The organism is Pseudoalteromonas sp. S3776 (assembly GCF_005886915.1).
Lineage (GTDB): Bacteria > Pseudomonadota > Gammaproteobacteria > Enterobacterales > Alteromonadaceae > Pseudoalteromonas.
In genome coordinates this window covers 27,353-53,811 of sequence record NZ_PNCU01000001.1, presented here as the reverse complement: position 1 = coordinate 53,811, position 26,459 = coordinate 27,353, and the positions used below count along the sequence as shown (strand labels likewise).

Here is a 26,459-nt window from a genome sequence, read left to right as displayed (position 1 = left end):
ATGAAAACGATTATAATTTTTGACTTTTCCTCTTCAGGGCTTTCCGATGTCCATAAATAATTCTCACGTATTTTTTAAATTAATGTCGTTAAGTAAAAGACAGTTTAATTTTATTCTCATGCTTTTAGTCATAACAGTTTTAAGCTTCAGTGCTTCGGCTTCAGAAAGTGAACAAACAAAAATTAAGCAAATTGCTCAACTTGCTGAATATGTAGGGGTAGATTACGTTGCCGCTGTAGGTAATGGAGAAATACTGGATTCTGATGAATACCAAGAAATGAGCGAGTTTTCACATGTTATTCTCGAGCAAGCAAGTCAGCTTTCAAGTCAAACAACTAAATTTAATACCGTAAAAACTCACGCAAAGGCGCTGCATACAGCGATTTCTAACAAAGAGAGTGTAGAAAAAGTACGAAAAGAAAGTTCTGCACTTCGCGAATCTCTACTTACTTTTATGCCTCAGTTATCTTTACCGACAACACTTCTGCCGATTGAGCAAACTAAAGCACTCTTTGCTACTAATTGTTCTATGTGCCACGGCGCAGGTGGGCAAGGTAACGGGCCGCTTGCTAAAAACCTAACACCAGAGCCAACCAATTTTACTGACAAAGAGCGCGCAACCAACCGTTCGCTAATGGGCTTATATGATGCTGTAACAAATGGTATTAACGATACGCCTATGGTTGCTTTTTCACAGTTTAACGAGCAGCAGCGTTGGTCACTCGCTTTTTATGTAGGAAGCTTAGCATTCAAAGATGTACAAAAACCCGAAGGGACTTTTGAAAGTGTTACCGCTTCGCAAATTGTAAACCTAAACCCTGCACAATTATCGGCAGGTCAAAGTGAAGCGCAAGCACACTACGTCAAATGGCTTCGTGGTAATCCAGAGCAATTATTTAGCGCTAACAAGAACCCGCTCTCTGTTACTCGAACTCAGTTACTTGCAGCGCAAGCCGCACATGCTAAAGGCAATTACTCTCAGGCGAGTGACTTAGCAATTAGCGCATACCTAGATGGCTTTGAGCTTGTAGAAAATAACTTAAATGCTTACGACGAAACTTTGCGTAAAAACATCGAAGTACAACTGATGAACCTGCGTCAAACCTTCAAAAACGAGAAAGATACTGCCATCGTTAACGAAAAAGTAAGTGCGGCGCTAGCACAACTTGCTAAAGCCGATAGTATGCTAAACAAAACCAAACTAACTGATGGTGCACTCCTATCAGCAAGTTTAGTTATATTACTACGCGAAGGCTTAGAAGCACTATTAGTTGTTATTGCGCTCATGACTGTACTTATAAAAACGCACCGCCAAGATGCGCTTAAATACGTTCATATAGGCTGGGTTATGGCACTCATTGCAGGCGGATTAACATGGGCAGCAGCGCAAACATTAATACAAATAAGTGGTGCAAGCCGCGAAGTTATGGAAGGCGCAGGCGCCCTATTCGCAGCGATTATTTTGCTATACGTTGGCGTGTGGATGCACAGTAAAACCAGTGCACAACAATGGCAAAAATACATAAAAGATAATATTGATAAGCGTCTTGAGTCGGGTACATTATGGGGATTAGCGGGGCTTTCTTTTATTGCCGTATACCGTGAAATTTTCGAAACGGTATTATTTTATCAGTCGTTATTAACGCAAAGCTCACAAGCGCAGTATTCATCGGTGGCTATTGGGTTTGCATTAGGTGTTGCTTTATTAGCGCTTATTGCATGGGTGTTAGTAAAATATTCGATTAAGTTACCTATTGCGAAGTTTTTTGCTTATACCACGTACTTATTATTTGCACTTGCCTTTGTATTAATGGGTAAAGCTGTCATTGCATTACAAGAGGCCGATATAATCGCTATTAGTTCAATGCCGATAAACTTTGATATTGCATTACTTGGTTTAAAATCTACGTGGCAAGGTTTTATAGCGCAAATTGCTGTTGTAGCCATATTTAGCTTTTACATTATTAAAGCTAAAAAGCACTAACAAATATATAAGACGTAAAAAATAACACGCCCGTAATAGTAAAAAGTCATTCGTGGCTTTTTACTATTATTAATTCAGATCATGCCCACGTATCTAAATGTTTATTCCCTTCATCATCTACGGTAATCGCTTTTTCATTATCGGTGTTTGCGCTTTTGTCGCCCTGAGCTGTTTCTAATCGTTTTTTATTTAGCGTTTGTTTTTTTTCATTTTCCAGCTTAATTTTTTGTGTTTGCGGCGTATTTTGCACACCTGCAATGTGAAAAGCGCCTTTTGGCTCGAGTTCGAGTCGTGATATTTTCCCTAAAAAAGGGATCATTATGTCCATACATCTCTCCCTAACGTTAATTTACTAAATTAGATAAAACGACCAACAAGGCCTGTTTTGTCTACATTTTAAACATTAAAACAGCAAAAAGTGAGGTTTTGCTTTCAATATTATCGACCGTTATAAGATATGCTTTAATTAGGTAAAAAAAAACTTGCCTTAGCAAGGCGGTTTATGTTTTTATGAATGCGAAATTTATTGAAACAGATTAAAGCTTAACGCTCACTAAATAGCGCTAAGCAAAATAGGATAAAAAATGCGCTTAAACCTGACAACAGTACATCATCACCACCATTCACCGGAATAACCTGTCAGGTCTTTCGCTGAGAGGTTATTCCTAAAAGGAACCTCTGGCGATTCAAAACACATTGATTCATTTTCGCCCTGAGGTTCCCCTCGGGGTTTTTAGTTTTTAAATTAAAGGAAAATGAATAATGAGTAACACAAATCGTCTACGTATCGCCATCCAAAAAGGCGGTCGCCTGTCTAAAGATTGCCAAGATTTACTAAAGCAACTAGGTGTTAAACTAAACCTACGTGAGCAACGCTTAATTGCACACTCAACTAATATGCCAATTGACGTACTACGTGTGCGCGATGACGATATTCCGGGCTTAGTAATGGACGGTGTATGTGATTTAGGTATTGTTGGCGAAAACGTACTAGTAGAAGTACAAGCAGAGCGTGAACGCCAAGGTGTACCAAGCGAAGTTAGCAAACTAGCAAAACTAGACTTTGGTTACTGCCGACTTGCACTTGCATGGCCACAAGAGCTTGGCCCACGTGATAAAAGCTGGTTTGAAGGCAAACGTATTGCAACAACCTACCCTGAAATTTTAACGCAGTGGTTAAAACGCGAAGGCATCAATGCAAGCACGGTCATGCTGACAGGTTCTGTAGAAGTGGCTCCACGTGCCGGTCTTTCAGATGCAATTTGTGATTTAGTTTCAACCGGTGCAACACTTGAAGCGAACGGCTTAATTCAAGGTGATACAATTTTAGAATCAAACGCGTGTTTAATTCAAAATAAAGACCTTCAAGATGAAGACAAACTAGCGCTAATCAATAAGCTCATGCCGCGCCTTCGTGGTGTTAAACAAGCAAAAGAAAGCAAATACATTATGCTACACGCGCCAAAAGCTAAACTTGATGAAATATGTGAGCTTTTACCAGGCACTGGCCAACCAACTCTGCTGGCACTTGCTGGTAACGAAGAGTACGTAGCGCTTCACATGGTAAGCAGCGAAACATTATTTTGGGAAACCATGGAGCAGCTTAAAGCCCTAGGCGCTAACTCTATTTTAGTAATGCCAATTGAAAAAATGATGGAGTAAGGACCATGCTTCGTTGGAATGAGGAATCTTCACAAGTACAAGCAGCGGCGCTAATGCGCCCTGCGGTTTCTGCCAGCGCAAAGGTTGAAGCAATATGCCAAACAATTATGAGCGATGTTAAAGAGCAAGGCGATAAAGCCTTACTTGATATGGCTAAAAAGTTTGATAATAGAGCTAACCCTCGTTTACGTGTACCGCTTGATGAAATAAACGCATCAGAGCAGGCACTAAGCGCAGAGCTTAAATACGCAATTGACACCGCTTATGCAAACGTTAAACGTTTTCACGAGGCGCAATTGCCTAAAGATATTAAGTTATCAACCCAACCTGGCGTTGAATGTGAACTGAAATATCAGGCCATCGAAGCTGTGGGTATTTATGTACCAGGTGGCAGTGCTCCACTGCCATCATCGGTTATTATGCAAGGTGTACTTGCACAATTAAGTGGTGCTAAAACCGTCGTACTTACAACCCCTGTGCAAGGTGATGAAAGCATTAACCCTGCGATATTATATGCAGCTAAGTTATGTGGCATTACAACTTTAATTGAAAGTGGTGGCGCAGGTGCAATTGCCGCAATGGCCTACGGCACTGAATCAGTGCCTAAAGTGAACAAAATTTTTGGCCCAGGTAATAGCTTTGTAACGATGGCAAAACAGCTTGTTGCGCAAACGATCCCTGGAATGGCAATCGATATGCCAGCAGGCCCTTCTGAGGTGTTAGTAATAGCAGATGAGCGTGCAAACCCAGAATTTATAGCGGCAGATTTACTCTCGCAAGCTGAGCACGGCGCAGACTCGCAAGTAATTTTATTGTGTAACAGCGAAAGTATCATTGAGCAAACGCAGCAGGCACTTACACGCCAGCTTGCTAAATTAAGCCGCAAAGATACAGCCGAGCAAGCTCTGGCTAATTCATCACTTATTTTAGTGGACTCTGTTGAGCAAGCATTTGACGTATCAGCGCAATATGGCCCTGAGCACTTAATTTTGCAATTAGCAGATTCAACACCTTACTTAGATAAAGTAAAAAATGCAGGCTCGGTATTTGTTGGCGACTACACGCCAGAATCAGCGGGCGATTACGCATCGGGTACTAACCACGTGTTACCTACCTACGGTTACAGTGCAACGTATTCAAGCTTAAACTTGCTTGATTTTTTCCGCACTTACACTGTGCAAACTATTAGCAAAAGTGGCTTAACACAGCTATCAAAAGCTATTTTACCATTAGCAGATGCAGAAGGCCTTGATGCACACGCAAATGCGGTTTCAATTCGTTTAGAGGCAATTAAAAATGAGCAATGAGAGGGCACAAGCGACAAGCTTATTACCACAAAATATTGCAGCACTTGCTGCCTACAGCTCTGCTAAAAGTGAAAAGCTAACAGGGTCAACGTGGTTAAATGCCAATGAAAGCCCGTACGCTAAAAATATTGAACTGAGTATTGAAGATTTAAATCGCTACCCAGATCCACAACCGCAATTGGTTATTGACCGCTATGCTGCGTATGCAGAGCTTGAAAGCGAAAACGTATTAATGACGCGCGGCGCCGATGAAGGCATTGAGCTTTTAGTACGTACCTACTGTGAGCCAGCCAAAGACAGCATTGCGTTATTTTTGCCAACCTACGGTATGTACAAAGTAACCGCTGATACGCATAACGTTGCAATCAATGGCTTAACCCAAGCGCTATTACTTGATGGCAGTGTTGATGAAATAGTTGCAGCTGTTGGCAGCTCAAAACTGGTGTTTATTTGTAATCCAAATAACCCAACGGGTAGTTTAACACCGCTTAATAAAGTAAAAGCAATTGCAACAGCGCTTACAGGTAAGGCTCTTGTTATAGTTGATGAAGCCTATATTGAGTTTTGCCCAGAGCAAAGCGCCACCGCACTTATAAATGAATTTAATAATGTAGTGGTACTGCGCACCTTATCAAAAGCGTTTGCGCTTGCAGGCCTTAGAACCGGTTTTACACTTGCACAAGAAAGTGTACTTGCGCCAATTCGCAAAGTAATTGCGCCGTATCCGGTATCGGGTGTGGTGGCAAGTATTGCAGCGCAAGCAATTGCACCTGATGCAATTACATCAATGCGCCGCCAAGTGACTATTTTAAATAGCTTAAAAGCTAAGCTGGTAGATTGGCTAAACGCCTCCCCTGCAGCATTAAAAATTCTCACTGGTGAAGGTAACTTTGTTACCTTAAAATTAGCCAACAAAAACTCCTTTAAAGTAGCACTTGAGCAAGGTTTAGTAATGCGCGCGTTTACCCTATACGGTGAAGACGATTGGCTACGAATTTCAATTGGTAGTGAACAAGAGCTAGAACAAGTAAAAATTTGGTTAGATGGCTTACAAACGCCAGCTACCACAGCACCATTAGCAGGAAACGAAGTATCATGAGTAACCCCTATTTATTTATTGACCGTGACGGCACCATAATTGAAGAGCCAATCACCGACAAACAGGTAGACAGCCTTGAAAAGCTTGCCTTTTTACCTGGTGTTATCCCGGCTTTATTACAGTTACAAGCCGCAGGGTACCGCTTAGTAATGGTATCGAATCAGGATGGCTTAGGCACAGACAGCTTCCCGACTGCTGACTTTGATATAGCACAAGATAAAATGATGGACATAATGCAAAGCCAAGGTATTAGCTTTGATGAAGTATTAATTTGTCCACATTTTGACGAGCAAAACTGCGATTGCCGTAAACCTAAAACAGGTTTATTAACTGAGCTTATGCGCTCTGGCAAAGTTGATTTAGCACGTTCATACGTGATTGGCGATCGCCAAACAGATATTGGCCTTGCTCAAAACTTATGTTGTGAAGGCATTTTGTATGATGGCAGCTGGCCTGCCATTGTTACAAAGCTTACAACTGCCAATCGCGAAGGCCGTGTTACGCGTAACACCAAAGAAACCCAAATTGATGTAGCCATAAATCTAGATCAAACTAAAAACGGTAGCATTGAAACAGGCCTTGGCTTTTTTGATCATATGCTTGATCAAATTCGCACCCACGCCAACATTGGTTTAAACATAAAAGCCAAAGGCGATTTACACATAGACGAGCACCACCTTGTTGAAGACATAGGTATTGCCCTAGGTGTTGCGCTTAAACAAGCGCTTGGCACTAAATCGCAAATAGCGCGATATGGATTTGCACTGCCAATGGATGAGTGTAAAGCAGAGGCACAAATCGATTTATCGGGTCGTGCATCGTTTGTATTAAACGCTAACTTTAGCCGCGAAAAAGCCGGCGATTTAGACGTGCAAATGGTTGAGCACTTTTTCAAAAGCTTAAGCGATAATGCCGCTATTAGCCTTATTTTATCGGTGAGCGACGGTAACTGTCATCACCAAGTAGAAGGCTTATTTAAAGCGTTTTCACGCGCCCTTCGTATGGCAATAGCACAAGACACGAGCCAACAAACAGCCAGCTCTAAGGGATGTTTATGATTGCCATAATTAATACAGGTTGTGCCAATATAAATTCAGTACGTTTTGCTTTTGAACGCTTAGGGCAAACGCCAACAGTCATTACCTCACCAGAGCAATTAACCGGTTTTGAGCGTGCAATATTACCAGGTGTTGGCCATGCATCAGTTGCCATGAAGCGCCTAGTAGATAACGGTTGGCAACAAGCTATAAACGAATACCAGCGCCCGCTTATGGGTATTTGTTTAGGTATGCAGTTACTGTGCGAAAGCACCGAAGAAGGTAATGTACAGTGCCTAGGTAAAATACCAGGGCAAGTAAAAGCCCTCGATGTAGGCAACTTAACGTCGCCGCATATGGGTTGGAATAACTTAAGCGTAAATAAAGAGCATGCACTTACTAAAGGGCTAACACAAGACGAGCAAGTGTACTTTGTACATAGCTTTGCTCACACCGTAAACGATGCAACACTTGTAAGCGGCGAATACGGCCAAACCTTTTCAGCTATTGTCGCTAAAGACAACTACGCTGGTATGCAATTTCACCCAGAGCGCAGTGCAAAAGTAGGCACACGTTTATTACAAAATTTTGTTGATTGGCAGTTATAAACTGCCCATTAACCAACAATAAAGAGATTATTTGTGATTATTCCAGCATTAGACGTATTACAAAATCAAATTGTTCGTTTATACCAAGGTAAATACGACACCGCTCAGTTTTACCCTTTTGAGCTTGGCGCGCGTTTAAAAGAGTACGCCGACAGCGGCGCAGGTAAACTGCACCTTGTTGATTTAGAAGGTGCACGCGATCCAAGTAAAAAACAGTGGCAACACATTCAAGCCGCTACCAAAGCACTTAATGTACCGTATCAAGTCGGCGGCGGTATTCGCTCAGAGCAAGATGTAAGTGATTGGCTAAAAGCCGGTGCTAACCAAGTTGTTATTGGTTCAATGGCGGTAGAAAAACGCGAACAAGTAAAAGCCTGGATTGAACAATTTGGCGCCGAGCACTTTGTTATCGCCCTTGATGTAAATAAAACAGCCACTGGCTGGGCACCTGCTACGCACGGTTGGTTAAGTGAATCTGAGTTTGGTTTACTTGAGCTTGTTGATTTTTATGTAAGCTTGGGCGTTATTGATTTTTTATGTACGGACATCGGTAAGGATGGCACCATGACAGGTCCATCGTTTGAGCTTTACGAAGACTTAACTCGTCACAACAGCACTATTAAAGTGCAAGCTTCTGGTGGCGTAAGTTCACTTGATGACATTAAGAAACTTAAAGAGCTTGGCGTAGGCGGCGTTATTTTAGGTAAGTCACTACTTGATGGCGCATTTAGTGTTGAGGAGGCGTTGGCATGTTATCAAAACGCATAATCCCGTGTTTAGATGTAAAAGACGGCCAAGTAGTAAAAGGCGTTAAATTTAAAGGCCACGAAATAGTGGGCGATATTTTAACAATGGCAAAAGCATACAGCGATGCCGGCGCCGATGAACTGGTTTTTTACGAAATCAGCGCAAGTGTTGAAAAACGCCTACTTGATGTAAATTGGGTAGAGAGCATTGCCCGCCATATTGATATTCCATTTTGTGTGGCTGGCGGTATTAAATCGGTAGCTGATGCAGCACGTGTACTAGAGCGTGGCGCTGACAAAATAAGTATTAACAGCCCCGCTATTGCCCGCCCGGAGCTTATAAAAGAGCTACATGATGAATTTGGTAAGCAATGTGTTGTTGTAGGTATTGATAGCTTTTACGATGAAGTGACCGGCGAATACTTAGTGTATCAATTAACCGGCGATCCTAATGCATCAAGCCGTACACGTTATAAAACCGAGGAATGGGTTAAACGCGTACAAGACTTAGGCGCAGGCGAAATTGTTTTAAACTGTATGAACCAAGATGGCGTACGTAACGGTTACGACAATGGGCAGCTAAGTAAAATGCGCGCATTATGTAATATTCCTTTAATCGCATCTGGTGGTGCAGGCAGTATGCAAGACTTTGTTGACGTATTTAAACAAAGCGAAGTCGATGGCGCATTAGCAGCAAGCGTTTTTCACAAAAATGTGATTAACATTGGCGAATTAAAACAATTTTTAACTGATAACCAAGTGGCAGCAAGACTATGCAAGTAACACAACAAAACCAAACTCAAGTAGATTTTGCTAAAAGCGAAATGATCCCTGCGATTGTTCAAGATGCTCGCTCTGGTGTTATTTTAATGCAAGGGTTTATGAACAGCGAAGCACTAAAGGTGACGCTTGAAAGTAACAAGGTAACCTTTTACTCGCGTTCAAAGTCACGTTTATGGACTAAAGGCGAGTCATCAGAAAACTATTTAAACGTAGTATCGGTGCATACCGATTGTGATTACGATTCAATTTTAGTACTGGCTAATCCAGAAGGCCCAACATGTCACTTAGGCACACAAAGCTGCTTTGGTGATGATGCAAAACCTAGCCTGAGCTTTTTAGCGCAATTAGAAGATGTGATTGTTGAGCGTAAAAATGACGACCCATCAAAAAGCTACACCGCTTCATTGTTTGCTAAAGACTTAAGCCGCAGCTGTCAAAAAGTAGGTGAAGAAGGCGTAGAAGTAGCGCTTGCTGCAATGAAACACGATAACGATGAGCTAACTAATGAATCAGCTGATTTAATTTATCACCTTACTGTATTGCTTCAACGCCAAGGCTTAGCCCTAGAAGACGTTGTAAAATGCTTGCAAGGTCGCCATAAATAATACAGCGGCTTTATTTAGCGCATTAAAAGGCTCATATTTATGGGCCTTTTTTAGTTATGGTATTTATTTTTTTAAATAGGTTGCGTATGGTGCAGCTTAACTAATTCTTTTAGCGTTGCTTATGAATAAATCAATTATCACAGCCATATGCTTATTGGTATTAACAGGCTGTGCAAGCCAAAAAGCCCCTGCGCCTAAACTAGTAAAAACGCAAAGCACATGTAGCCCACTAAACGCATTACTTAATGCGCACACTAATGGCTTTAATGCAGTAAAAGCAAATAATGTGGGAAATGATTTTATAAACCAGTGGCATGCTAATACCCATTTTATAGGCAATACTTGCACCATTACTCAACATAATAAGCAGTTTAGTTATCAATGCACGAGTGAAAATAAACAAGCCAATGCTACACATCTACATATACAAACAGTGGATAAAATACGTCAATGTTTAGCATCACAAGGCTGGTACGAAAATACCAAAGAGTCAGCAACCTCAATGAGTAGTAACTTTGTTTTGGATGAAGCTCATCCAGTTATCACCTTATTTACCTCTCAAAGCAAAGCGCGCTATATTACCCGTTTTGAAATTGCTCCACCGCTAGGAAATTAAATGCAAAAACCCCCACACTCAAACACCAAGTTAAAAACAGACTGTTTAGGCATATGTGAGCGCCGCAGCGGTTATTGCACTGGCTGCGGGCGAACTAATGAAGAAATATTTGATTGGATCATCCTCAGCCAAGAAGAAAAAATCGCCATTTTAGCGCAGCCTCGCGCTGACTTAAAAAAGCCATAAATTTGCCACTTGCGTGTAACAGGCCCCCTTTAGTATTACTAAAAAAAGTATGGGGTGATCATCATGGCGGCAATATTTGTAATAAACTTAGCGCGCTCAACGCAGCGACTAGCAAATACTCAAATGCAACTTGCACGGGTCAACTTACCCTTTGAACGTATTGACGCCGTAGATGGCGCACAATTGAGTACAGAACAAAAGCTCGTACATTACAGCTTACAATTAAACAAACAAAAGTATCACTACCCGCTCAGCAATGGCCAAATTGGCTGCTATTTAAGCCACCGTAAAGCATGGCAAAAGATAGTGGATGAGAAATTAAAATACGCGATTGTGCTCGAGGATGATTTTTATATTGATGACAGCATTCATGATGCGATTAAAAATATTGAGCAGCTGAACCAACCCTGGCAACTTATTAAACTCGCCGCGTATGAAAACCGCACACGCCCTATTGCCTATCAACAAAACCTAAATAACCACCAGCAATTAGTCATACATAAAAAGCTAATGACTGGCTGTTGTGCTACGGCAATAAGCTATGAAGGGGCTAAGCAATTACTTAAAGCCACAGCTCAATTTGGCCGCCCTGTAGATTGCGACTTACAACATATTTGGGAAACCCACGTGAATGGTTTTTCGCTTATACCATACCCTGTTTCGCAAAATACAGACATACAGAGCGATATTGCAAGCTGCGCTACTAAAACCAAGGTTAAAAAAGCTTTTTTACGGCGTAAAGCACAACAAATTAAAAGCTGTATTTTTAATAAGGTTTATACAAGCGCCTTTGTAAAAAAATTTAAACAGAATGAAAAAGGAGCCTCAAAGGCTCCAAGTTTAATAACTCAACGCTTATAACATCCTTAAAAGTTGAGAACCTGGTATGCCCGTTTGCGGTAATAGTGCGGGGGTAACTGCAAATACTTTTGGAATTTTACTTTTGATTTCGTTCATTTTTTTGCGGTTATTTTGTTTATCATAAACATAGTATTTAAGGATATTTCCGTATACATCATCTTTTGCATCAACCTGCTCTAGGGTTTTTAATGCCTTATCGTAATCAGCAAGGTAAATGTATGCCAATGCTAAGTTATCAGCAGATCCAACATGTAGTTTTCCTTCAAGCTGTTTTGATAAATCTTCAAGTTCTACAACTGCAAGCTCATAACGCCCTAGTTGTATATACGCGGTTGCTAGTGAATTTTTTAAAAAGTAAGGCGGGTTACTACCAGGCTCATACCATTTTTCGTAAGCACTCAGTATATCTTCATATTGCTCAAGTTTAGAGTAAACGTGATCTAGCAGCCTAAAGCTTTGTAGTTTAATTTCTGCTTCTTCAAAACCAGCAAGTTTATCTCTATTTAAGTACCATTGTTGTATGCCTTGCGCAGCTTGGTTTAACAGTTCAGGGTTATCACTTTTTGCCCCTGCTGCACTTTTAAGAAGCTGTGCAAGTTGTTGATTATATTCTCCACTTTTAACAGGAGCCTGAGACGTATTATTACTTTGCTGCTTGTTATCTGAACTACCATCTACAATTTGCGCTGCAGCTAAAGCACTAAAAGACATTGCCGCCGCAACCATAACCAAATATTTACTTTTCATTGTTTTTTCCTTGTTTAACATTTTGATCCTCTGAATATTAAAACTCTTAGAATGAGCAATATTCAAAAGTGGGGGGGTAAAAAAGTTAGGCGAGCTTTTAGCACTTTGCTCTTGTAGCAATAAACTAGCTAAATCCAATTGGTATTTACCTTTTAGCTTTTGCATACACAACTCATCACAGCTAAGTTCGAGTTGCTCTCTTGCTAAACCTGTTAACTTTAAGCAAATAGGATTCCACCAAAAAACGCTTTCTATAAAACAAATAAGCCACGTCCAATAAATATCACCTTGTTGTAAATGGGTTACCTCGTGCTGAATGACTGAATCTAATTCTTCACGATTTACCATCGTCGACTCTAACCAAATAACAGGCTTTATTAATCCTGTAGCAAAAGCTGGCTCTGTATGGGTTGTTAGTCTAATTGAATACTGATTATTGATGTGTTTAAGTTCAGGACTAGGCTTTGAGTTAATGTATAAATTTTTTATAAGCTTTACATATAAGCCCATGCGTAATAAAAACAATCCAAAACCAGCTAAAACTAAAACCGTAAAAACAATACTAAGTGATGGCAATAAGTCCCATATACTCATATCGCTTTGTAATTGATCCTTAATTGCTATTTGTTCAGCGTTTGGTATTAATGCTTTAACATCGGGAATCAATTGCGTCACGTTGAATGTGTAACGATTTGCCCCTTCAAATAACGGTAGCTGGGAAAAGTACTGCCAAGGGATAAACCAACATGCCAAGGCAATCATTAAAATGTAAAAATTTAATCGTGCAGGGGCATTTTTTAATCCTTTTACTGTAAGTAAAATACATAAGCTAATGAGCGTGCAAGTTAGTAAATAATCCGTCATTACCCTCTCCTTTAATCTAACTTCTTATTTTTTAAAAGCGTTTGTAAGTATTCTATATCTTCATCATTTAGCTTTTCTTCTTTGATAAAGTGGGCAATTAAACTACGAGAATTACCTTTAAAAAATCGTTGCATAAAACTAGGCATAGCTTGCTCCGATAACGCGTCTTGTGTCACGATTGTTCTAAAAACAATGGCTCGCCCTTCATGTCCACAGCGCTCAATCGCTCCTTTATGTTCTAACCTATCTACAATAGTTTTGACTGTTGTATAGGCTACTTGTTTATCTTTTTGCTTATCAGCTAAAAGCACTTTATGTAGTTGACTCGCAGTACAGGGTTCTTCCTGCCAGAGCAGCTGCATAATATCCATTTCAAAATCACTAAGTTTCATTGTCGCTCCTATTACTACACTTGTAGTGGCACTGTTACAAATGTAGTAGTTAGAAATCTTAGTGTCAATACAAAATTGACATATGAATAAAAAACACACGGTAGAAATATAAAAGCCTTAGGAAGGTTTTAAAATAAAGACATATAAAACAGGTAGGTATAATTATTAATTGATTTTAGAAAAACATAAAAAACGAGAGTATATTTTCAACTAACGCTTTTTATGTTTTAAGCTTTTTATGAAAGGTAGTGAGGTAACTATGCTTTATCGAGCGCTTGGCTCACATCGGCAATAATATCGGCAATATTTTCAATCCCTACCGATAAGCGAATTAAATCACGGCTTACGCCTGCACTAGCCAGCTCTTCATCGTTTAATTGGCGGTGTGTAGTTGACGCAGGATGGCACGCAAGCGACTTGGCATCGCCAATATTTACTAAGCGTAAAATCATGTTTAGTGCATCAATAAAGCGCGTGCCTGCTTCAAGGCCGCCCGCGATACCAAAGCTTAAAATACCGGATGCTTTACCACTGGTAATTTTTTGGCTCATTGCATTATACGGGCTTGATTTAAGCCCTGCGTAATTAACCCAAAGCACTTTTGGATGACTTTCTAAAAACTCTGCTAACTGCTGAGCGTTTTCGCAGTGGCGGTCCATCCTTAAGCCTAAAGTTTCAAGGCCAATTAAAATGTCAGATGCATTTTTAGGGGCAAGCGCCGCGCCCGTATTTCTAAGTGGCACGACTCTACAACGTCCAATAAAAGCCGCTTCAGCAAAGGCATCGGTATACACCACGTTGTGATACGACGGGTCAGGCTGGTTCATCATTGCAAAACGTGTGGCATTGGCTTTCCAATCAAATTTACCAGAATCGACAATCATTCCACCAATAGCTGTACCGTGTCCGTTTATATACTTGGTCAGTGAATGAACCACTATATCGGCGCCAAGTTCAAATGGGCGGCATAAATACGGAGTAGCAACGGTATTATCAACAATCAAAGGCACGCCTTTACTGTGTGCAATTTTTGCTAGCCGTTCAATATCAACAATATTCCCAGCTGGGTTACCAATTGACTCACAAAATACTGCGCGAGTATTATCGTCAATGGCCTTTTCAAATGCCTTGAAGTCATCAGCTTTAATCATACGAGCCTCAATACCTTGGCGCGGTAACGTATGAGCAAATAAGTTATATGTACCGCCATATACTTGGCTGGTACTCACAATATTAGTGCCAACTTCACACAAGCATTGAATGGCATAGGTAATAGCTGCCATACCCGAGGCGACCGCAAGTGCACCAATGCCCCCTTCCATTGCGGCAATACGCTGTTCAAGCACGGCATTAGTTGGATTCATAATACGAGTATAGATATTGCCTGGTACTTTTAAGTCGAATAGATCAGCGCCATGCTGTGTGTTATCGAACGTGTAAGATGAGGTATGGTAAATAGGCACCGCTGCAGATTTAGTGGTTTCTTCAGACTCGTAACCATGGTGCAGTGCTAATGACTCTAGTTTCATATTTATATCCTTTAATATTGTGTTTCTTAAACCTAGCATTTTTAGGTTATAAAATGCACATGAAATATATTAAAGGGTGTTGAACTGATTAAATTTAAATACCTCAACCTTTAAAACATAGTAACTGCGTGGCGGGCAGCGGTTTGCTAAAGTAGTAACCTTGAATCAGATCGCAGTCTAGCTTAGCAAGTAATTGTTGTTGTGCCGATGTTTCTACGCCTTCAGCGACCACACTTAAGCCTAAACTATGCGACATTGCAATGGTGGCTTTAACTAAGCTGTAGTCTTCTTTGTTTTCGGTAATACCACAGATAAAGCTGCGATCTATCTTTAATACCTCAAACGGGTATTGTCTTAAATAGCTAAGTGATGAGTAACCTGTGCCAAAGTCATCCATGGATAGTTTAATACCTAGCTTATTAAGTGCATGCAAAGACTCTGTAATATTTGTTTGTACACTCATTAGCACACCTTCGGTAATTTCAAGCTCAACATCTTTCGCACTCACGCCAGTTTTTTCTAACGTGCTTTCTATAAAACTTAATAGCTCTGAATCTCTAAACTGGCTTGGTGATAAATTTATAGCCATGCTGTAGTTTTGTTGAGAGCTTGCCTGCCACCGTGTTAAAAATGCTAATGCCTGCTCAATAACAAACTTGCCAATGGGAATAATTAAACCTGTTTGCTCTGCTAACGGAATAAACTCATCGGGCATAACCTTACCAAGCACATTATTGTCCCAGCGTAGTAATGCCTCTGCTCCGATTATTTTATGTGTTTTAGCATTGCATTTAGGTTGAAAATACAATTTAAATTCGTTTTTTTCTAATGCAACATGCATCTGCTCTTCGATTGCTAAACGCCTTTTTATAGCTGTATTCATCTCGTTGGTAAAACAAGCGTAGGTATTTCTGCCAAGTGCTTTTGCTTGGTACATTGCTGTGTCTGCATGGCGTAATAAATCGGAGGCCGTTCCCCCATTATCTGGGTATAAAGCCACGCCAATACTCAGTGTTAATAATAGCTCGCGGCCATCTATTTCAAAGGGATTTCTAAAGCTTTTTAGTAAGCGTGTAACAATCTCATCAACTTGTTTTTTACTCTTCAGATCTGGTTGTAAAATAATGAACTCATCACCTCCTAATCTGCCTACGGTCGCGTTTACATTAACTATTTGGCTAAGTTTATCCGCAGCGCTAATAAGTAATGAGTCGCCAATTTCATGTCCTAGTGTGTCGTTTACTTTTTTAAAGTCATCTAAGTCGATAAAAATAACAGCAGCTAAAGTATTTTTTTCGCTCGCAGTGTTAATTAGCTGAGTTAGTCGTTTTAAAGAATAAAAACGATTAGGAAGTAGCGTTAAGCTATCGTAATAGGCTTGTTTACGTATAAGTTTGTTTGACTCATGCTGCTCTGTTATGTCGCGAATTATCAGCATTACTTGGTCTGAATGATGTAAATAACTCACTCGCGCTTCGAAATACAACACGCCTTTTGGGACTAAAAGTTCATATTCAAAGCATACAATGCCTTTATTAATTAAAAGGTCTTTAATATTTTCTTCAAATATTTTAGCTACGCCTTTGGGTAACACACTAAACATCGACTTATTTAAAAATTGTTCTGGTTGTAAATGAAGGTTACTAATATCATTAGCATGATAATCAACTATGGTACCCTCGGGTTTAAGCAAAAAATAAAGGTCAGGGATAGCTTCAAATACTTTTTCAAGCATCTGCTGTTTATCCATGGCTTGTGCTTGTGCCTGCTTTACCTCGCTCAAATCTATGTCAATGCAGTACATTTGCTTTACACCATGTTGATTTGTAAACATAACATGGCTTGAAAACACTGTTACATTGCCCCCATTTTGATGAACTAATGTAAGCTCTGCGGCAGGTATCTCTATATCATTTATAAGCCATTCACTATGGGCATCTATAACCGCATCTTGCATTGGGGGCGGAATAATTAATTCTTCTAGTTTTTTTCCAGTTGCATACTCTTTTGTGTAGCCATAAAGCAGCTCACTGCCTTTATTCCAGTAAATAACGCGTCGTTGCTCATCGTATCCTTGAACAGAAATACTGTGTATCGCATCAAATAACTGATGAAGCGGATCGTTCAGTACAAATTGGTGTGACAGTGTTTGAACCGTTTTTAATGACTTCATTTATACGATACCTAAAGAACTTATTAACTAAATAATAGGACGTACTTTTTAAATTAACACTTTTAGGTTGGTTTTTAAGTGATATACCTTTGCAAAAGGTATAAAAAAAGGAGCCAAAGCTCCTTTTTAAATGTTATTACAGTTAATTAGCTTACATATTAGCTGGGTGCTCTACCCCGACCCACGCCTTAAATAAGGCGCGTTGAGATAAATTGGCATTTTTATCAGCAACCACCTTTTTAGGTTTATCATAATCCTGCGATAAAACCAGGGTTGTTGATTGAAGTGCATCTCGGCGAATAAAATCAATAGTCACCTTTTCATCCGCTTTAAACACCTCTAAGCTCGATTTTAAATCTTTCCCTACATGTTGCTTGTTAACCGCCACAATTTTATCGTCAGTAGTTAAACCAGCTTGCCATGCTGCGCCCCCTCTGCGCACATGAGTAAGCGTTAATAATTCACCACTATTTTTTGCAGTGGCATCAATACTTGCTATTGGCTTAGCGTTCTCGGGGCGGGTTAGTTTCAAGCCAACTTTGGCCAATAACGCATCAAAATCTATATCAGCTGGGGTGCTTACGTTATCGTGCCACCACGTTGTGTAGTCTTCACCTGTGAGCTCTTTTAATATGGTAAGTACATCTTGCTCAGTAAATCCCTGTGGTAACCTGTGCTTATTGTATAAAGCATTGTGTACTTGGCGGTAGTTAACTTTTGCTTTGGTTGTTTCTAATAAATGTATATCAAGCAACATAGAAAGCAATGAGCCTTCTAAATATATATTGGTGCTGTAATTTCGCGCGTGGTCACCGCCTTGGTTTATCCATTTATCAAAGCTTGTTTCGCTGGCACTTTGTACTTCTCGCCCTGGTGTTTGTAAATGACGGTTGATGGTTTTACTCATCACTTTAAAAAATTCATCGGTGGTTTCTATGCCAGAGCGCACCAATAAGTGATCTTCAAAGTAGCTAGTGGAACCTTCCGAAATCCATAATAAATTTGAGTAGTTCATGTTAGTGTAATCATAAGGTACCAACCCTTTAGGACGGTAGGCTTTTACATTCCAGGTATGAATAAACTCATGCGCGGCGGTACTTATAAAGCCTAAATAATCTTCGCGACTACCAAACCGATCTCTTGAGCGCTGTATAATGGTTGAGTTTAAATGCTCAGTTGCCCCGCCAGCACCTGATGTAGCATGGACCATAAATACATAACGCTCATACGGGTAGCTATTCCAAATAACATTGCCAGTGGTCACCAATTTTTTTAAATCAGTCAGCATTAGTTGCTCATCGTAATTGCCCTCGCCCCATATAACTAACTCGTATTGGCGGCCATCTACTTCAAATTTATGAAGTTTGTTAATTCCTGTTTCTATTGGTGAGTCTACCAGTACATCGTAATCTGCGGCTTTAAAACTGTGTTTATTACTCGCATTTTCCATGCCTGATACTGAGCGCCACGCTTTAGGCACCTTTAAATCTACGGTAACAGGTTCTTGGCGAAATGATTCACTAAACATAAAAAAGCCAGATGCATCAATGAAGGCATGGCTATCGTCTATGTGGCGTGCACGTTTACCTAACTCGTTTGCATATACTTGATAATCAATATTCACCTGTGTTGGCTCAACTAAGTGCACACGCCATGTACTGTGGTTAATTTTTTCCCATTTTAATGCATTGCCATTGTCGTCTGTGGCCGCAAAATAACGTACCCCATTAGCTAAATTTAATATTTCGTAGCGCCCAGTGCGCCATGCAGGCAATTTAACATCGATATGCGATTGCGCCGATTTTGGAAATTCTACACTTACATTGCCTAAATGGTGTTGAGGCTGTGTAATACTTAATGAGTAGTTAACATCAGCTAACGCAGGGGCAGCACAACAGGCCGCTAACATAGACAGGACAAAACGCTTTTTCATAATGACTCAAAGTTACTTATTATTTGAAATAAGCCTAACAAGGCATAAATTAAAAGTGAATTAAAAACGATAAACAACCTAATAGCTCAGTTTACATGCAGGGTCTAAGTAAAAATGCTAAGTTTTTAATTAGATAACTACACTTAATATGATTTTGTTGTAAACTGAAGGTAATGTAATTAATACGATGGCGGTATGCTTAGGTGTCTGAAAACTCTAACGCTGTAGATAAAAAGTTAAAGCAAGCAATTGAAGCAAGGATAGCCATTGAAAATGCGCGTAAGCTCCAAGTTGATACTTTATCAAATCTAACTGCAAAGCTGTCTTTAAGCTGCAAAGGGCTTGATATTGAGCTTGATAATAAACTCGCTAAATTTAGAAATTCGCTAAATAAAGGTGTTGGGTTTGAAGTATTATCGCCTTTAATAGATGACATATTATTATTATTACAAAACCAAGAAACGTTACAAGCTGCCCATCAACGAGAGCTGTTTTCGAGCGTACAAACAGCCGGTAAGCTTTTACAAAAAACCAAAGGCTTGCCAGACGATACCCGTCGCACCTTAAGACATTTACTCGACCACGAAATTAATAATGTACAGTCTACGCACGATTACATTCCGATTTTAAATCAGCTAATAAACTTTTATCATCATGCTTTACAGAGCAAGCTATCAGCCTCGGATGAAACAAGCGCTAATGCCTCTCCTCGTATGGCTAAAAAGTTATTAGAGCTTGCAAATGAGCTGGTATTAGAGGATGAATCGACTGAACAAATTAAACAAATAAAAAATGCGATTACCGAAAACGATAATGTAGAAGCACTGTTGCAAGCCGCTTTAAATATAATTAGCGTTGTGGTTAAAAATATCAGTAAAGAGCGCCAATCGGCACAAAGCTTTTTAGTCTCGCTTAACCAAACATTAGAAGAGTTACACTCATCTATTGTATCTACCAGCCAGCACTCTAAATCAATGGGTGAAGAGTTCGATACGCTCAACAAACGTATTGAAGGGAAAATAAAGCACTTAAACGAGCAAACCCAATCGGCTACGTCTATTTCCTCATTAAAAGAATTAGTAGACAACGAGCTAAGATCACTCAGTAAAGACTTTATTGCTAAAGAGCAGCTAGAAAGAAAAGACCGCGAAACTCTGATTGCCAGTTTTGATGAAATAAACGATCGAATTGGCAGCTTAGAAGGCAAACTAACTAAATATAAAAAACGCCTAAACGAGCAACGCTTTAAAAGTTTACTCGACAGCCTTACAAAACTTCCAAATAGAGCAGCCTTTGATGAGCGTTACAACCATGAGCTTCACTTATTTAATGTGCAGGCTTCGGATGTTACCCTAGTGGTTATTGATGTGGATCACTTTAAGTCAATTAATGACAGGTTTGGTCATACTGCAGGCGATATAACCTTACAAGTTATTGCAAAGGCGCTGCAAAAATCAGTCCGGCAGTCTGATTTTATAGCCCGCTACGGCGGAGAGGAATTTGTACTACTAATGCCTGGGCTTTCGTTGTTAAACGCAGCGCAGCCGCTTGAAAAACTTAGAAAAGTGATTAAAAATATTCCTTTTAAATTTAGAGAAAAAGAAATAGAAATCACCATTTCGTTAGGCGCTACACAATTTAAAAAAGGCGATACACCGCTCAAAGCATTCGACAGAGCAGATGACGCCCTCTATGAAGCAAAAAAAACGGGTCGGGATCGCCTTTGTATGAGTAAATAATGTCATAATTCTCAATTAGCTTGAGTGCTAAAGTAAATGACATGCAGTTTTTACATTTTAAGCAACAAGGAGAATGCCGATGTTAATACAGTTAAACCCGACTGGGGTTTTAGATTTACTGTCACAATTGGAAGTTGATTTATTAGAGCAATCTTCAGCCAGTGAACGTTATCGACTTTTTAGAAACTGTGCCTTAGCCGTCCTAAACGTAGGCAGCCACACAGATGCTAGTAATGAAATTTACGACAAATACCAAGACTTTGATATACGCCTAGTCAGTCGCGAGCGTGGCATTAAAATTGAGTTAGAAAATCCTCCCGAAACCGCCTTTGTTGATGGTGAAATAATTACCGGTATTCACGAGCATATTTTTTCGGTGATCCGCGATATTTTATTTATTTGCCAAAAATACGAAAAAGATCTTAAACAGCAAAAAGCCATTACCCATATGGTATTTGATATGCTTAGAAACGCCGGCGCACTGCGTGTTAACAGTGAGCCAAATATGATTGTATGTTGGGGCGGACATTCAATTAACGAAATAGAATACAAATACACTAAGCAAGTAGGTTACGAGCTTGGTTTACGTGGTTTAAATATATGCACTGGCTGCGGCCCAGGTGCGATGAAAGGCCCGATGAAAGGTGCCACTATTGGCCATGCTAAACAGCGCATTAGCGAAAACCGTTATCTTGGTTTAACTGAGCCTAGTATCATTGCCGCAGAGCCGCCAAACCCTATTGTAAATGAGCTGGTAATTTTACCCGATATTGAGAAGCGCCTTGAAGCATTTATTAGAACGGCGCACGCAATTATTATATTTCCTGGTGGTGCAGGTACTGCAGAAGAGTTACTTTATTTATTAGGTATTTTGCTGCACCCAGATAACGAAAAACAGTGTTTGCCTGTTATTTTAACTGGCCCTAAAGAAAGCGAAGCGTACTTTAGCGAGTTATGTAAGTTTGTAGAGCTAACATTAGGCAAAGAAGCCCTTGATAAGTTTGAAGTGATCATTGATGATCCTGCGCTAGTAGGGCAAAAATTAAAATCTGCTATGGCAAGTGTGCGTAATTACCGTAAAAGCCAAGGAGATGCCTACTACTTTAACTGGACACTTAAAATCGATAACGACTTTCAGCAACCTTTTGCACCTACGCACGAAAACATGGCCAGTTTAGATTTACACCTAGAACAGCCTAAGCAACATTTAGCGGCTAACCTACGTAGAGCGTTTTCAGGTATTGTTGCTGGCAATGTAAAAGATGAGGGCCTACGCGCCATAAAAGCACACGGACCCTATGTGTTAAGCGGTGAGCCTGAGTTAATGAAAGATATGGATAAACTATTACAGGCATTTGTAGACCAAGGTCGTATGAAGTTACCCGGTAGTAAGTACGTCCCTTGTTATGAAATAAAAGCATGAGTTTGACTATTTGAAACCCCATTTACTTTTAATTGATGCGCTTAATTTAATTAGGCGCATTTACGCAGTTGATGCTAACCAAACACACCATAGTGAAGAGCACATGCTAAAGGCCAGTTGTGCCCGCGTTGCACACGCGTGCAAAAAGCTTTTACAGTCAACAAATGCCACTCACGCTATCGCTGTTTTTGATGGCGATAAAAGCTGGCGCTATCACTTTTATAAGCAATATAAACACTCTAGGGCCCCCATGCCTGACACGCTCAAAAATGCATTGCACAATTTTAAACAAGCTATAGAGCAAACGGGTATCGTTGTATTTGAACCGATTAACGATGAAGCTGACGATATCATAGCCACCTTAGCCGACAAAGCTGCTAAAAATAAAATAAACAGTACTATTGTTTCTACCGATAAGGGGTTTTTACCCTTTTTGAACGACTATATTTGTGTGTACGATTATTTTAAAAAGTGCTACCTAGATAACAACAGCATCGAGCAGCGTTTTGGCATTGAGCAAAGTAAGTTAATTGATTTTTGGGCCTTAGCTGGCGATAAAACTAACGATGTACCCGGCGTTAAGGGCATAGGGACTAAATCGGCTCAACTTATTGTAAATACCTACGAAAGCATAGATAGCGCCATAGAAGACGACGTCCTATCAAGCAGTATTCAAAAAAAGTTAGTTGAGCAAAAAGACATGTATGTTATTTCTAAACAATTAGTCACTTTACGTACAGATATACAGCTAGGCTTTAGTTTAAAGCAGCTAAGGTTACATTAGTCGCATGTTGATAGCACTGTTTAAGCTCACAATTTATACTCTCAATATTGTTGCGAGCATGAGTGAAAAATGATTAAAAAGTTTATAAGGTACTTAATATTAGGGCTAGGATTATACGCGCTCATTGCGACTTTAGTGATCACCTTTTATAAAGATGACCCGCAAGCAATGATTTGGCAAGACCGTGAGGCCTTTAATGAACGCTACATCAAAAAGCTCTCAATTGATGAGGCAGTTACGTTAAACAGTGTACTCGATTATTTAGGCAGCCCAGATTTAACTTATGCCAAGCGCAATAAAGACCAAGTATGGCAGATTGTTTTTTACCGTACTCAGCACCAAACTTCAGATGGCATAACCACAATGGATGAATGCACCGGCTTATTATTTAAAAATGGTGAGTTATTTTTATGGGGCCCCAGCGCCTATACAACTTACCAGGAAAAGATCAGGTGATGGCCAATGGATGAGCCTATTTCAAAACAGTTAGTGCGGTTACTGCATAACACACAGCAAATACTGACTATTTATAATGACAAAACGCAGTGGCAACATCTTTATCCGCTTGTTGTGCAAACAGCCCAGCACTATCGTGTTTTATATCAGCAACACCCGCATGCGTTACAAGCGCGTTTAAGTTTGTACACCAGCCACTACGACTTTGCTACAAACCTCGTTATTAACCAATGTGTTATTAGCACAGCGCTGTGCGCTAGCCAACAGTTTGATGACGAACTAACAGAGCTTTATATTGGCGTTGCTTTGGTAGAGCATTGCTGTGTTGTAGCACAGCATAATAAAATTTCGCAGCAGCAAATGCTTACTCTCAGCGATAAAAAAATATGGCGTTTTCGCCATCAGCTAGCAGCAAAAATGCTGCTCAGTGGGCAGCACCCTACTCAAAATAGCGTGCGTATGTTGGCTAAATTAAATAAATATAAACAAGCTTTATTGAGTAGCAGCGACATCATGCTATACGACAATGCCATAACCTTGTGTGCATTGAGTAATATTATAGCGATGAACATCACTTATACACCCAAAAAGAATCCATTAAATTTTTATAAAGCGCTGGGTGAATTATATGTCAAAACAACTAACCCATTTGCGCAAAGGTTAGTTAAAGATTTAATAGCGCATATAGGCCCACACCTTCCAGGCAGTAAAATTGTTTACAGCGACCAAGCAATGGTTTATCTCGCAAGTGATGAGACTAATAAACATATACTTATTAATGCCAATAATGAGCAAAAACTAGCATGGTACAAGGTTAAAACCTCACTTAAAGATCAGCCACTGCAATGGCTATGTAAAGATAAACGGGTATTATTTTTAGCCTGGAATAATGAGCACTTAGTACGTAAAACGCCAGCGAAAATAAGTTCTAAGGCCGAATTAATCGCATTAGTGAGCCATATAAAAGTAGCGCATGAATACAGTTTTAAAGGCTTAGATAAGTTACTGGCCCCTTTTAATGAAATAGCACAAAAGCTCTGCCAAGCAGTCAGGCCCTATAACAACCAGCACCAAGCCGCCAAAGATTTACGCCATAGCTTGTCGATGGTCGGGTACGATAATGCACCGGCGATTATTCAGCGGGTTATATTTGAGCAATTAGTGGATACATCGCATCATCCGCACAAACACATTGTACTGAATAAACTTAACAGCTTTATTCGTATTTTAGCTTTAATGGTAAGTAATAACCCTAAACAGCAATTTGAACAAATAGCTTTGCCTATCTATGGTTACGTGCACTACTTATTAACCCATTGTAGTGCGCAGCTTTGTGCAAAAGTATGTATAAATAGCGCGCCTAACCAAACCTATAGCGCACCCTTAGCCGCCTTTTTTGGGGTTGAAACGATTAATAATGAGCATTTAAATACTGAATTAGCACAGCTACTGAGTGATAACCCATGGACTAAGCCACTGCTCGATGCTGAGCAACACCCCAAAAAAGAGCTAAATGAGCAGCACAAATTATGGATTAGTTTAAAGGTTGTGGCGCAAAGTGTTTTCAAACCCGCTCTGCCTTTAACTTCTTGGCAAAAACAAACTTTAAATGCGCAGCTAAAAGTACAAGGCTTTAAATCTGAGGATGATTTTTTTGCGCAACTGCAAGGCTTATCGCTATATAACAGCATTTAAGTCACTTATGCTGACTATAAGCACAGGTTATACCCTGTATTTATAGTATAAACTGGCAAAATGGGCGATAAGTTGGTATAAATGCGCCCTCAAAATATATCCACATACGTCACATAAATGACCTAACAAGCAGTTACTATTATTAGTAATAATTTATGTGCGTTTTTTATTCTTTTAAAGGAAAAGTCAATGGCCAAACAAACCATCACAGTGATCAAAGGCGACGGCATCGGTCCGAGCATTATCGACTCAGCACTTGAAATATTAAAAGCCGCAGGTTGCGATTTTGATTATGAATTTGTTGATGCAGGCCTTGCTGCACTAGAAAAAACTGGCGAGCTACTTCCTCAAGAAACAATTGATACAATCGCTAAAAACAAAATCACCCTTAAAGGTCCTTTAACGACTCCGGTAGGTGAAGGTTTTACGTCTATTAACGTAACATTACGTAAGCAGTTTGGTTTATACGCGAATGTGCGCCCTGTTAAATCATTTGTTGGTACTAAAGCACGTTACGATGATATCGATATCATTACTATTCGTGAAAATACCCAAGGTATGTACTCAGGTTTAGGCCAAGTAGTAAGCGAAGACGGTAACGAAGCAGAAGCTAAATCTGTAATTACTCGCGAAGGCGCTGAAAAAATCATCACCTTTGCTTATGAGTTAGCAGTACGTGAAGGCCGTAAAAAAGTAACCGCAGTACACAAAGCAAATATCTTAAAATCTACCTCTGGCTTATTTTTAAAAGTTGCACGTGAAGTTGCTGAGCGTTACCCGCAAATTGAGTCAACTGAAATGATTGTTGATGCAACATGTATGAAGCTAGTAATGACACCAGAAGAGTTTGACGTTGTAGTAACAACTAACTTATTTGGCGACATTTTATCAGATCTTTGTGCTGGTTTAGTAGGTGGTTTAGGTATGGCACCAGGTGCAAACATTGGTGAAGACGCTGCAATTTTTGAAGCAGTACACGGTAGTGCACCAGATATTGCTGGCAAAAACCTAGCAAACCCTACTTCTGTAATTTTAGCGTCTATCCAGATGCTTGAGCACTTAAATATGGGCGACACGGCTGAGCGTATTCGCAGCGCAGTAGCGGATGTAATTAAATCTGGCGATCGCACAACACGTGACTTAGGCGGCAGCCACGGTACAACTGATTTCACTCAATCAGTAATCGACCGTTTATAATTTAACAAAGTAAATCTTGTTTTAAGTCTAAAA

General features: G+C 40.0%; 24 protein-coding genes. 18 read left to right on the top strand and 6 right to left on the bottom strand.

The genetic code is table 11. The annotated features are described in order from the left end of the window. Positions 1-118: 118 nt before the first annotated feature. Positions 119-1,984, top strand: a complete 1,866-nt coding sequence (locus CWC16_RS00250; RefSeq protein WP_249929169.1) for a cytochrome c/FTR1 family iron permease — start codon at positions 119-121, stop codon at positions 1,982-1,984. A 79-nt stretch (positions 1,985-2,063) separates the two neighbouring features. On the opposite strand, the gene CWC16_RS00245 is transcribed toward CWC16_RS00250, so the two are convergent. Next, positions 2,064-2,312 carry a hypothetical protein gene (locus CWC16_RS00245; RefSeq protein WP_138540018.1) on the bottom strand — a complete coding sequence of 83 codons (249 nt, stop codon included), beginning with the start codon at positions 2,310-2,312 and terminating at the stop codon, positions 2,064-2,066. 434 nt (positions 2,313-2,746) lie between these two features. Here CWC16_RS00245 and hisG point away from each other — a divergent pair, with 434 nt between their 5' ends. The 11 genes from hisG (at position 2,747) to CWC16_RS00190 (ending at position 11,494) form a co-directional block, all read left to right on the top strand. Then, the gene (gene hisG, locus CWC16_RS00240; RefSeq protein WP_138540017.1) at positions 2,747-3,646 is read left to right on the top strand and encodes an ATP phosphoribosyltransferase; all 900 of its coding nucleotides are present in this window, start codon (positions 2,747-2,749) and stop codon (positions 3,644-3,646) included. A gap of 5 nt (positions 3,647-3,651) precedes the next feature. Then, positions 3,652-4,953 (top strand): histidinol dehydrogenase, encoded by a 1,302-nt coding sequence (gene hisD, locus CWC16_RS00235; RefSeq protein ID WP_138540016.1) that lies wholly within the window; start codon positions 3,652-3,654, stop codon positions 4,951-4,953. Next, complete coding sequence (gene hisC, locus CWC16_RS00230) at positions 4,943-6,052, top strand: histidinol-phosphate transaminase (RefSeq protein ID WP_138540015.1); 1,110 nt, start codon at positions 4,943-4,945, stop codon at positions 6,050-6,052. The genes hisD and hisC overlap by 11 nt, the downstream gene beginning before the upstream one ends. After that, positions 6,049-7,110 carry a bifunctional histidinol-phosphatase/imidazoleglycerol-phosphate dehydratase HisB gene (gene hisB, locus CWC16_RS00225; RefSeq protein WP_138540014.1) on the top strand — a complete coding sequence of 354 codons (1,062 nt, stop codon included), beginning with the start codon at positions 6,049-6,051 and terminating at the stop codon, positions 7,108-7,110. The genes hisC and hisB overlap by 4 nt, the downstream gene beginning before the upstream one ends. Next, positions 7,107-7,697: an imidazole glycerol phosphate synthase subunit HisH gene (hisH, locus tag CWC16_RS00220; RefSeq protein ID WP_138540013.1), complete on the top strand. Its 591-nt coding sequence runs from the start codon at positions 7,107-7,109 to the stop codon at positions 7,695-7,697. Before hisB ends, hisH begins: the two co-directional genes overlap by 4 nt. A 33-nt stretch (positions 7,698-7,730) precedes the next feature. Beyond that, the gene (locus CWC16_RS00215) at positions 7,731-8,465 is read left to right on the top strand and encodes a 1-(5-phosphoribosyl)-5-[(5-phosphoribosylamino)methylideneamino] imidazole-4-carboxamide isomerase (RefSeq protein WP_138540012.1); all 735 of its coding nucleotides are present in this window, start codon (positions 7,731-7,733) and stop codon (positions 8,463-8,465) included. Continuing rightward, positions 8,447-9,226, top strand: coding sequence for an imidazole glycerol phosphate synthase subunit HisF (gene hisF, locus CWC16_RS00210; RefSeq protein ID WP_138540011.1), 780 nt, complete (start codon positions 8,447-8,449; stop codon positions 9,224-9,226). The genes CWC16_RS00215 and hisF overlap by 19 nt, the downstream gene beginning before the upstream one ends. Beyond that, the gene (gene hisIE, locus CWC16_RS00205) at positions 9,217-9,831 is read left to right on the top strand and encodes a bifunctional phosphoribosyl-AMP cyclohydrolase/phosphoribosyl-ATP diphosphatase HisIE (RefSeq protein ID WP_054981937.1); all 615 of its coding nucleotides are present in this window, start codon (positions 9,217-9,219) and stop codon (positions 9,829-9,831) included. Before hisF ends, hisIE begins: the two co-directional genes overlap by 10 nt. 121 nt (positions 9,832-9,952) lie before the next feature. Beyond that, positions 9,953-10,447, top strand: a complete 495-nt coding sequence (locus CWC16_RS00200; RefSeq protein ID WP_138540010.1) for a hypothetical protein — start codon at positions 9,953-9,955, stop codon at positions 10,445-10,447. Continuing rightward, the gene (locus tag CWC16_RS00195) at positions 10,448-10,633 is read left to right on the top strand and encodes a DUF1289 domain-containing protein (protein WP_138540009.1); all 186 of its coding nucleotides are present in this window, start codon (positions 10,448-10,450) and stop codon (positions 10,631-10,633) included. A gap of 63 nt (positions 10,634-10,696) precedes the next feature. Then, positions 10,697-11,494, top strand: coding sequence for a glycosyltransferase family 25 protein (locus CWC16_RS00190; RefSeq protein ID WP_138540008.1), 798 nt, complete (start codon positions 10,697-10,699; stop codon positions 11,492-11,494). Here CWC16_RS00190 and CWC16_RS00185 read toward each other — a convergent pair. From CWC16_RS00185 to CWC16_RS00165, 5 genes are all read right to left on the bottom strand, one after another. Next, complete coding sequence (locus CWC16_RS00185; protein WP_138540007.1) at positions 11,489-13,105, bottom strand: M56 family metallopeptidase; 1,617 nt, start codon at positions 13,103-13,105, stop codon at positions 11,489-11,491. The two genes, CWC16_RS00190 and CWC16_RS00185, sit on opposite strands and share 6 nt — an antisense overlap. A gap of 11 nt (positions 13,106-13,116) precedes the next feature. Continuing rightward, positions 13,117-13,497, bottom strand: coding sequence for a BlaI/MecI/CopY family transcriptional regulator (locus tag CWC16_RS00180; RefSeq protein WP_055013653.1), 381 nt, complete (start codon positions 13,495-13,497; stop codon positions 13,117-13,119). Positions 13,498-13,754: 257 nt separating this feature from the next. Beyond that, complete coding sequence (locus tag CWC16_RS00175) at positions 13,755-15,026, bottom strand: O-acetylhomoserine aminocarboxypropyltransferase/cysteine synthase family protein (RefSeq protein ID WP_138540006.1); 1,272 nt, start codon at positions 15,024-15,026, stop codon at positions 13,755-13,757. A 103-nt stretch (positions 15,027-15,129) separates the two neighbouring features. Next, a complete protein-coding gene (locus tag CWC16_RS00170; RefSeq protein WP_138540005.1) occupies positions 15,130-17,199 on the bottom strand; it encodes a sensor domain-containing protein in 2,070 nt (689 codons plus the stop codon). Positions 17,200-17,350: 151 nt separating this feature from the next. Further along, positions 17,351-19,132 (bottom strand): M61 family metallopeptidase, encoded by a 1,782-nt coding sequence (locus tag CWC16_RS00165; protein ID WP_138540004.1) that lies wholly within the window; start codon positions 19,130-19,132, stop codon positions 17,351-17,353. A gap of 203 nt (positions 19,133-19,335) precedes the next feature. Here CWC16_RS00165 and CWC16_RS00160 point away from each other — a divergent pair, with 203 nt between their 5' ends. The 6 genes from CWC16_RS00160 (at position 19,336) to CWC16_RS00135 (ending at position 26,426) form a co-directional block, all read left to right on the top strand. After that, the gene (locus tag CWC16_RS00160) at positions 19,336-20,871 is read left to right on the top strand and encodes a GGDEF domain-containing protein (RefSeq protein WP_138540003.1); all 1,536 of its coding nucleotides are present in this window, start codon (positions 19,336-19,338) and stop codon (positions 20,869-20,871) included. Positions 20,872-20,950: 79 nt separating this feature from the next. Further along, positions 20,951-22,294, top strand: coding sequence for a nucleotide 5'-monophosphate nucleosidase PpnN (gene ppnN / locus CWC16_RS00155; protein WP_055013658.1), 1,344 nt, complete (start codon positions 20,951-20,953; stop codon positions 22,292-22,294). A 10-nt stretch (positions 22,295-22,304) separates the two neighbouring features. After that, positions 22,305-23,078, top strand: a complete 774-nt coding sequence (gene xni / locus CWC16_RS00150; RefSeq protein WP_138540002.1) for a flap endonuclease Xni — start codon at positions 22,305-22,307, stop codon at positions 23,076-23,078. A 69-nt stretch (positions 23,079-23,147) separates the two neighbouring features. Continuing rightward, positions 23,148-23,534, top strand: a complete 387-nt coding sequence (locus tag CWC16_RS00145; protein ID WP_055013660.1) for a DUF3192 domain-containing protein — start codon at positions 23,148-23,150, stop codon at positions 23,532-23,534. A 6-nt stretch (positions 23,535-23,540) separates the two neighbouring features. Then, a complete protein-coding gene (locus tag CWC16_RS00140) occupies positions 23,541-25,229 on the top strand; it encodes a hypothetical protein (protein WP_138540001.1) in 1,689 nt (562 codons plus the stop codon). Between the two features lie 189 nt (positions 25,230-25,418). Then, a complete protein-coding gene (locus CWC16_RS00135) occupies positions 25,419-26,426 on the top strand; it encodes an isocitrate dehydrogenase (RefSeq protein WP_055013662.1) in 1,008 nt (335 codons plus the stop codon). The last annotated feature ends 33 nt before the right edge of the window (positions 26,427-26,459 follow it).

Coding starts and splice junctions, on each gene's coding strand:
- CWC16_RS00250 (WP_249929169.1), top strand. CDS start 119: ATGCTTTTAGTCATAACAGTTTTAAGCTTCAGTGCTTCGGCTTCAGAA.
- CWC16_RS00245 (WP_138540018.1), bottom strand. CDS start 2,312: ATGGACATAATGATCCCTTTTTTAGGGAAAATATCACGACTCGAACTC.
- hisG (WP_138540017.1), top strand. CDS start 2,747: ATGAGTAACACAAATCGTCTACGTATCGCCATCCAAAAAGGCGGTCGC.
- hisD (WP_138540016.1), top strand. CDS start 3,652: ATGCTTCGTTGGAATGAGGAATCTTCACAAGTACAAGCAGCGGCGCTA.
- hisC (WP_138540015.1), top strand. CDS start 4,943: ATGAGCAATGAGAGGGCACAAGCGACAAGCTTATTACCACAAAATATT.
- hisB (WP_138540014.1), top strand. CDS start 6,049: ATGAGTAACCCCTATTTATTTATTGACCGTGACGGCACCATAATTGAA.
- hisH (WP_138540013.1), top strand. CDS start 7,107: ATGATTGCCATAATTAATACAGGTTGTGCCAATATAAATTCAGTACGT.
- hisF (WP_138540011.1), top strand. CDS start 8,447: ATGTTATCAAAACGCATAATCCCGTGTTTAGATGTAAAAGACGGCCAA.
- hisIE (WP_054981937.1), top strand. CDS start 9,217: ATGCAAGTAACACAACAAAACCAAACTCAAGTAGATTTTGCTAAAAGC.
- CWC16_RS00200 (WP_138540010.1), top strand. CDS start 9,953: ATGAATAAATCAATTATCACAGCCATATGCTTATTGGTATTAACAGGC.
- CWC16_RS00195 (WP_138540009.1), top strand. CDS start 10,448: ATGCAAAAACCCCCACACTCAAACACCAAGTTAAAAACAGACTGTTTA.
- CWC16_RS00190 (WP_138540008.1), top strand. CDS start 10,697: ATGGCGGCAATATTTGTAATAAACTTAGCGCGCTCAACGCAGCGACTA.
- CWC16_RS00185 (WP_138540007.1), bottom strand. CDS start 13,105: ATGACGGATTATTTACTAACTTGCACGCTCATTAGCTTATGTATTTTA.
- CWC16_RS00180 (WP_055013653.1), bottom strand. CDS start 13,497: ATGAAACTTAGTGATTTTGAAATGGATATTATGCAGCTGCTCTGGCAG.
- CWC16_RS00175 (WP_138540006.1), bottom strand. CDS start 15,026: ATGAAACTAGAGTCATTAGCACTGCACCATGGTTACGAGTCTGAAGAA.
- CWC16_RS00170 (WP_138540005.1), bottom strand. CDS start 17,199: ATGAAGTCATTAAAAACGGTTCAAACACTGTCACACCAATTTGTACTG.
- CWC16_RS00165 (WP_138540004.1), bottom strand. CDS start 19,132: ATGAAAAAGCGTTTTGTCCTGTCTATGTTAGCGGCCTGTTGTGCTGCC.
- ppnN (WP_055013658.1), top strand. CDS start 20,951: ATGTTAATACAGTTAAACCCGACTGGGGTTTTAGATTTACTGTCACAA.
- CWC16_RS00145 (WP_055013660.1), top strand. CDS start 23,148: ATGATTAAAAAGTTTATAAGGTACTTAATATTAGGGCTAGGATTATAC.
- CWC16_RS00140 (WP_138540001.1), top strand. CDS start 23,541: ATGGATGAGCCTATTTCAAAACAGTTAGTGCGGTTACTGCATAACACA.
- CWC16_RS00135 (WP_055013662.1), top strand. CDS start 25,419: ATGGCCAAACAAACCATCACAGTGATCAAAGGCGACGGCATCGGTCCG.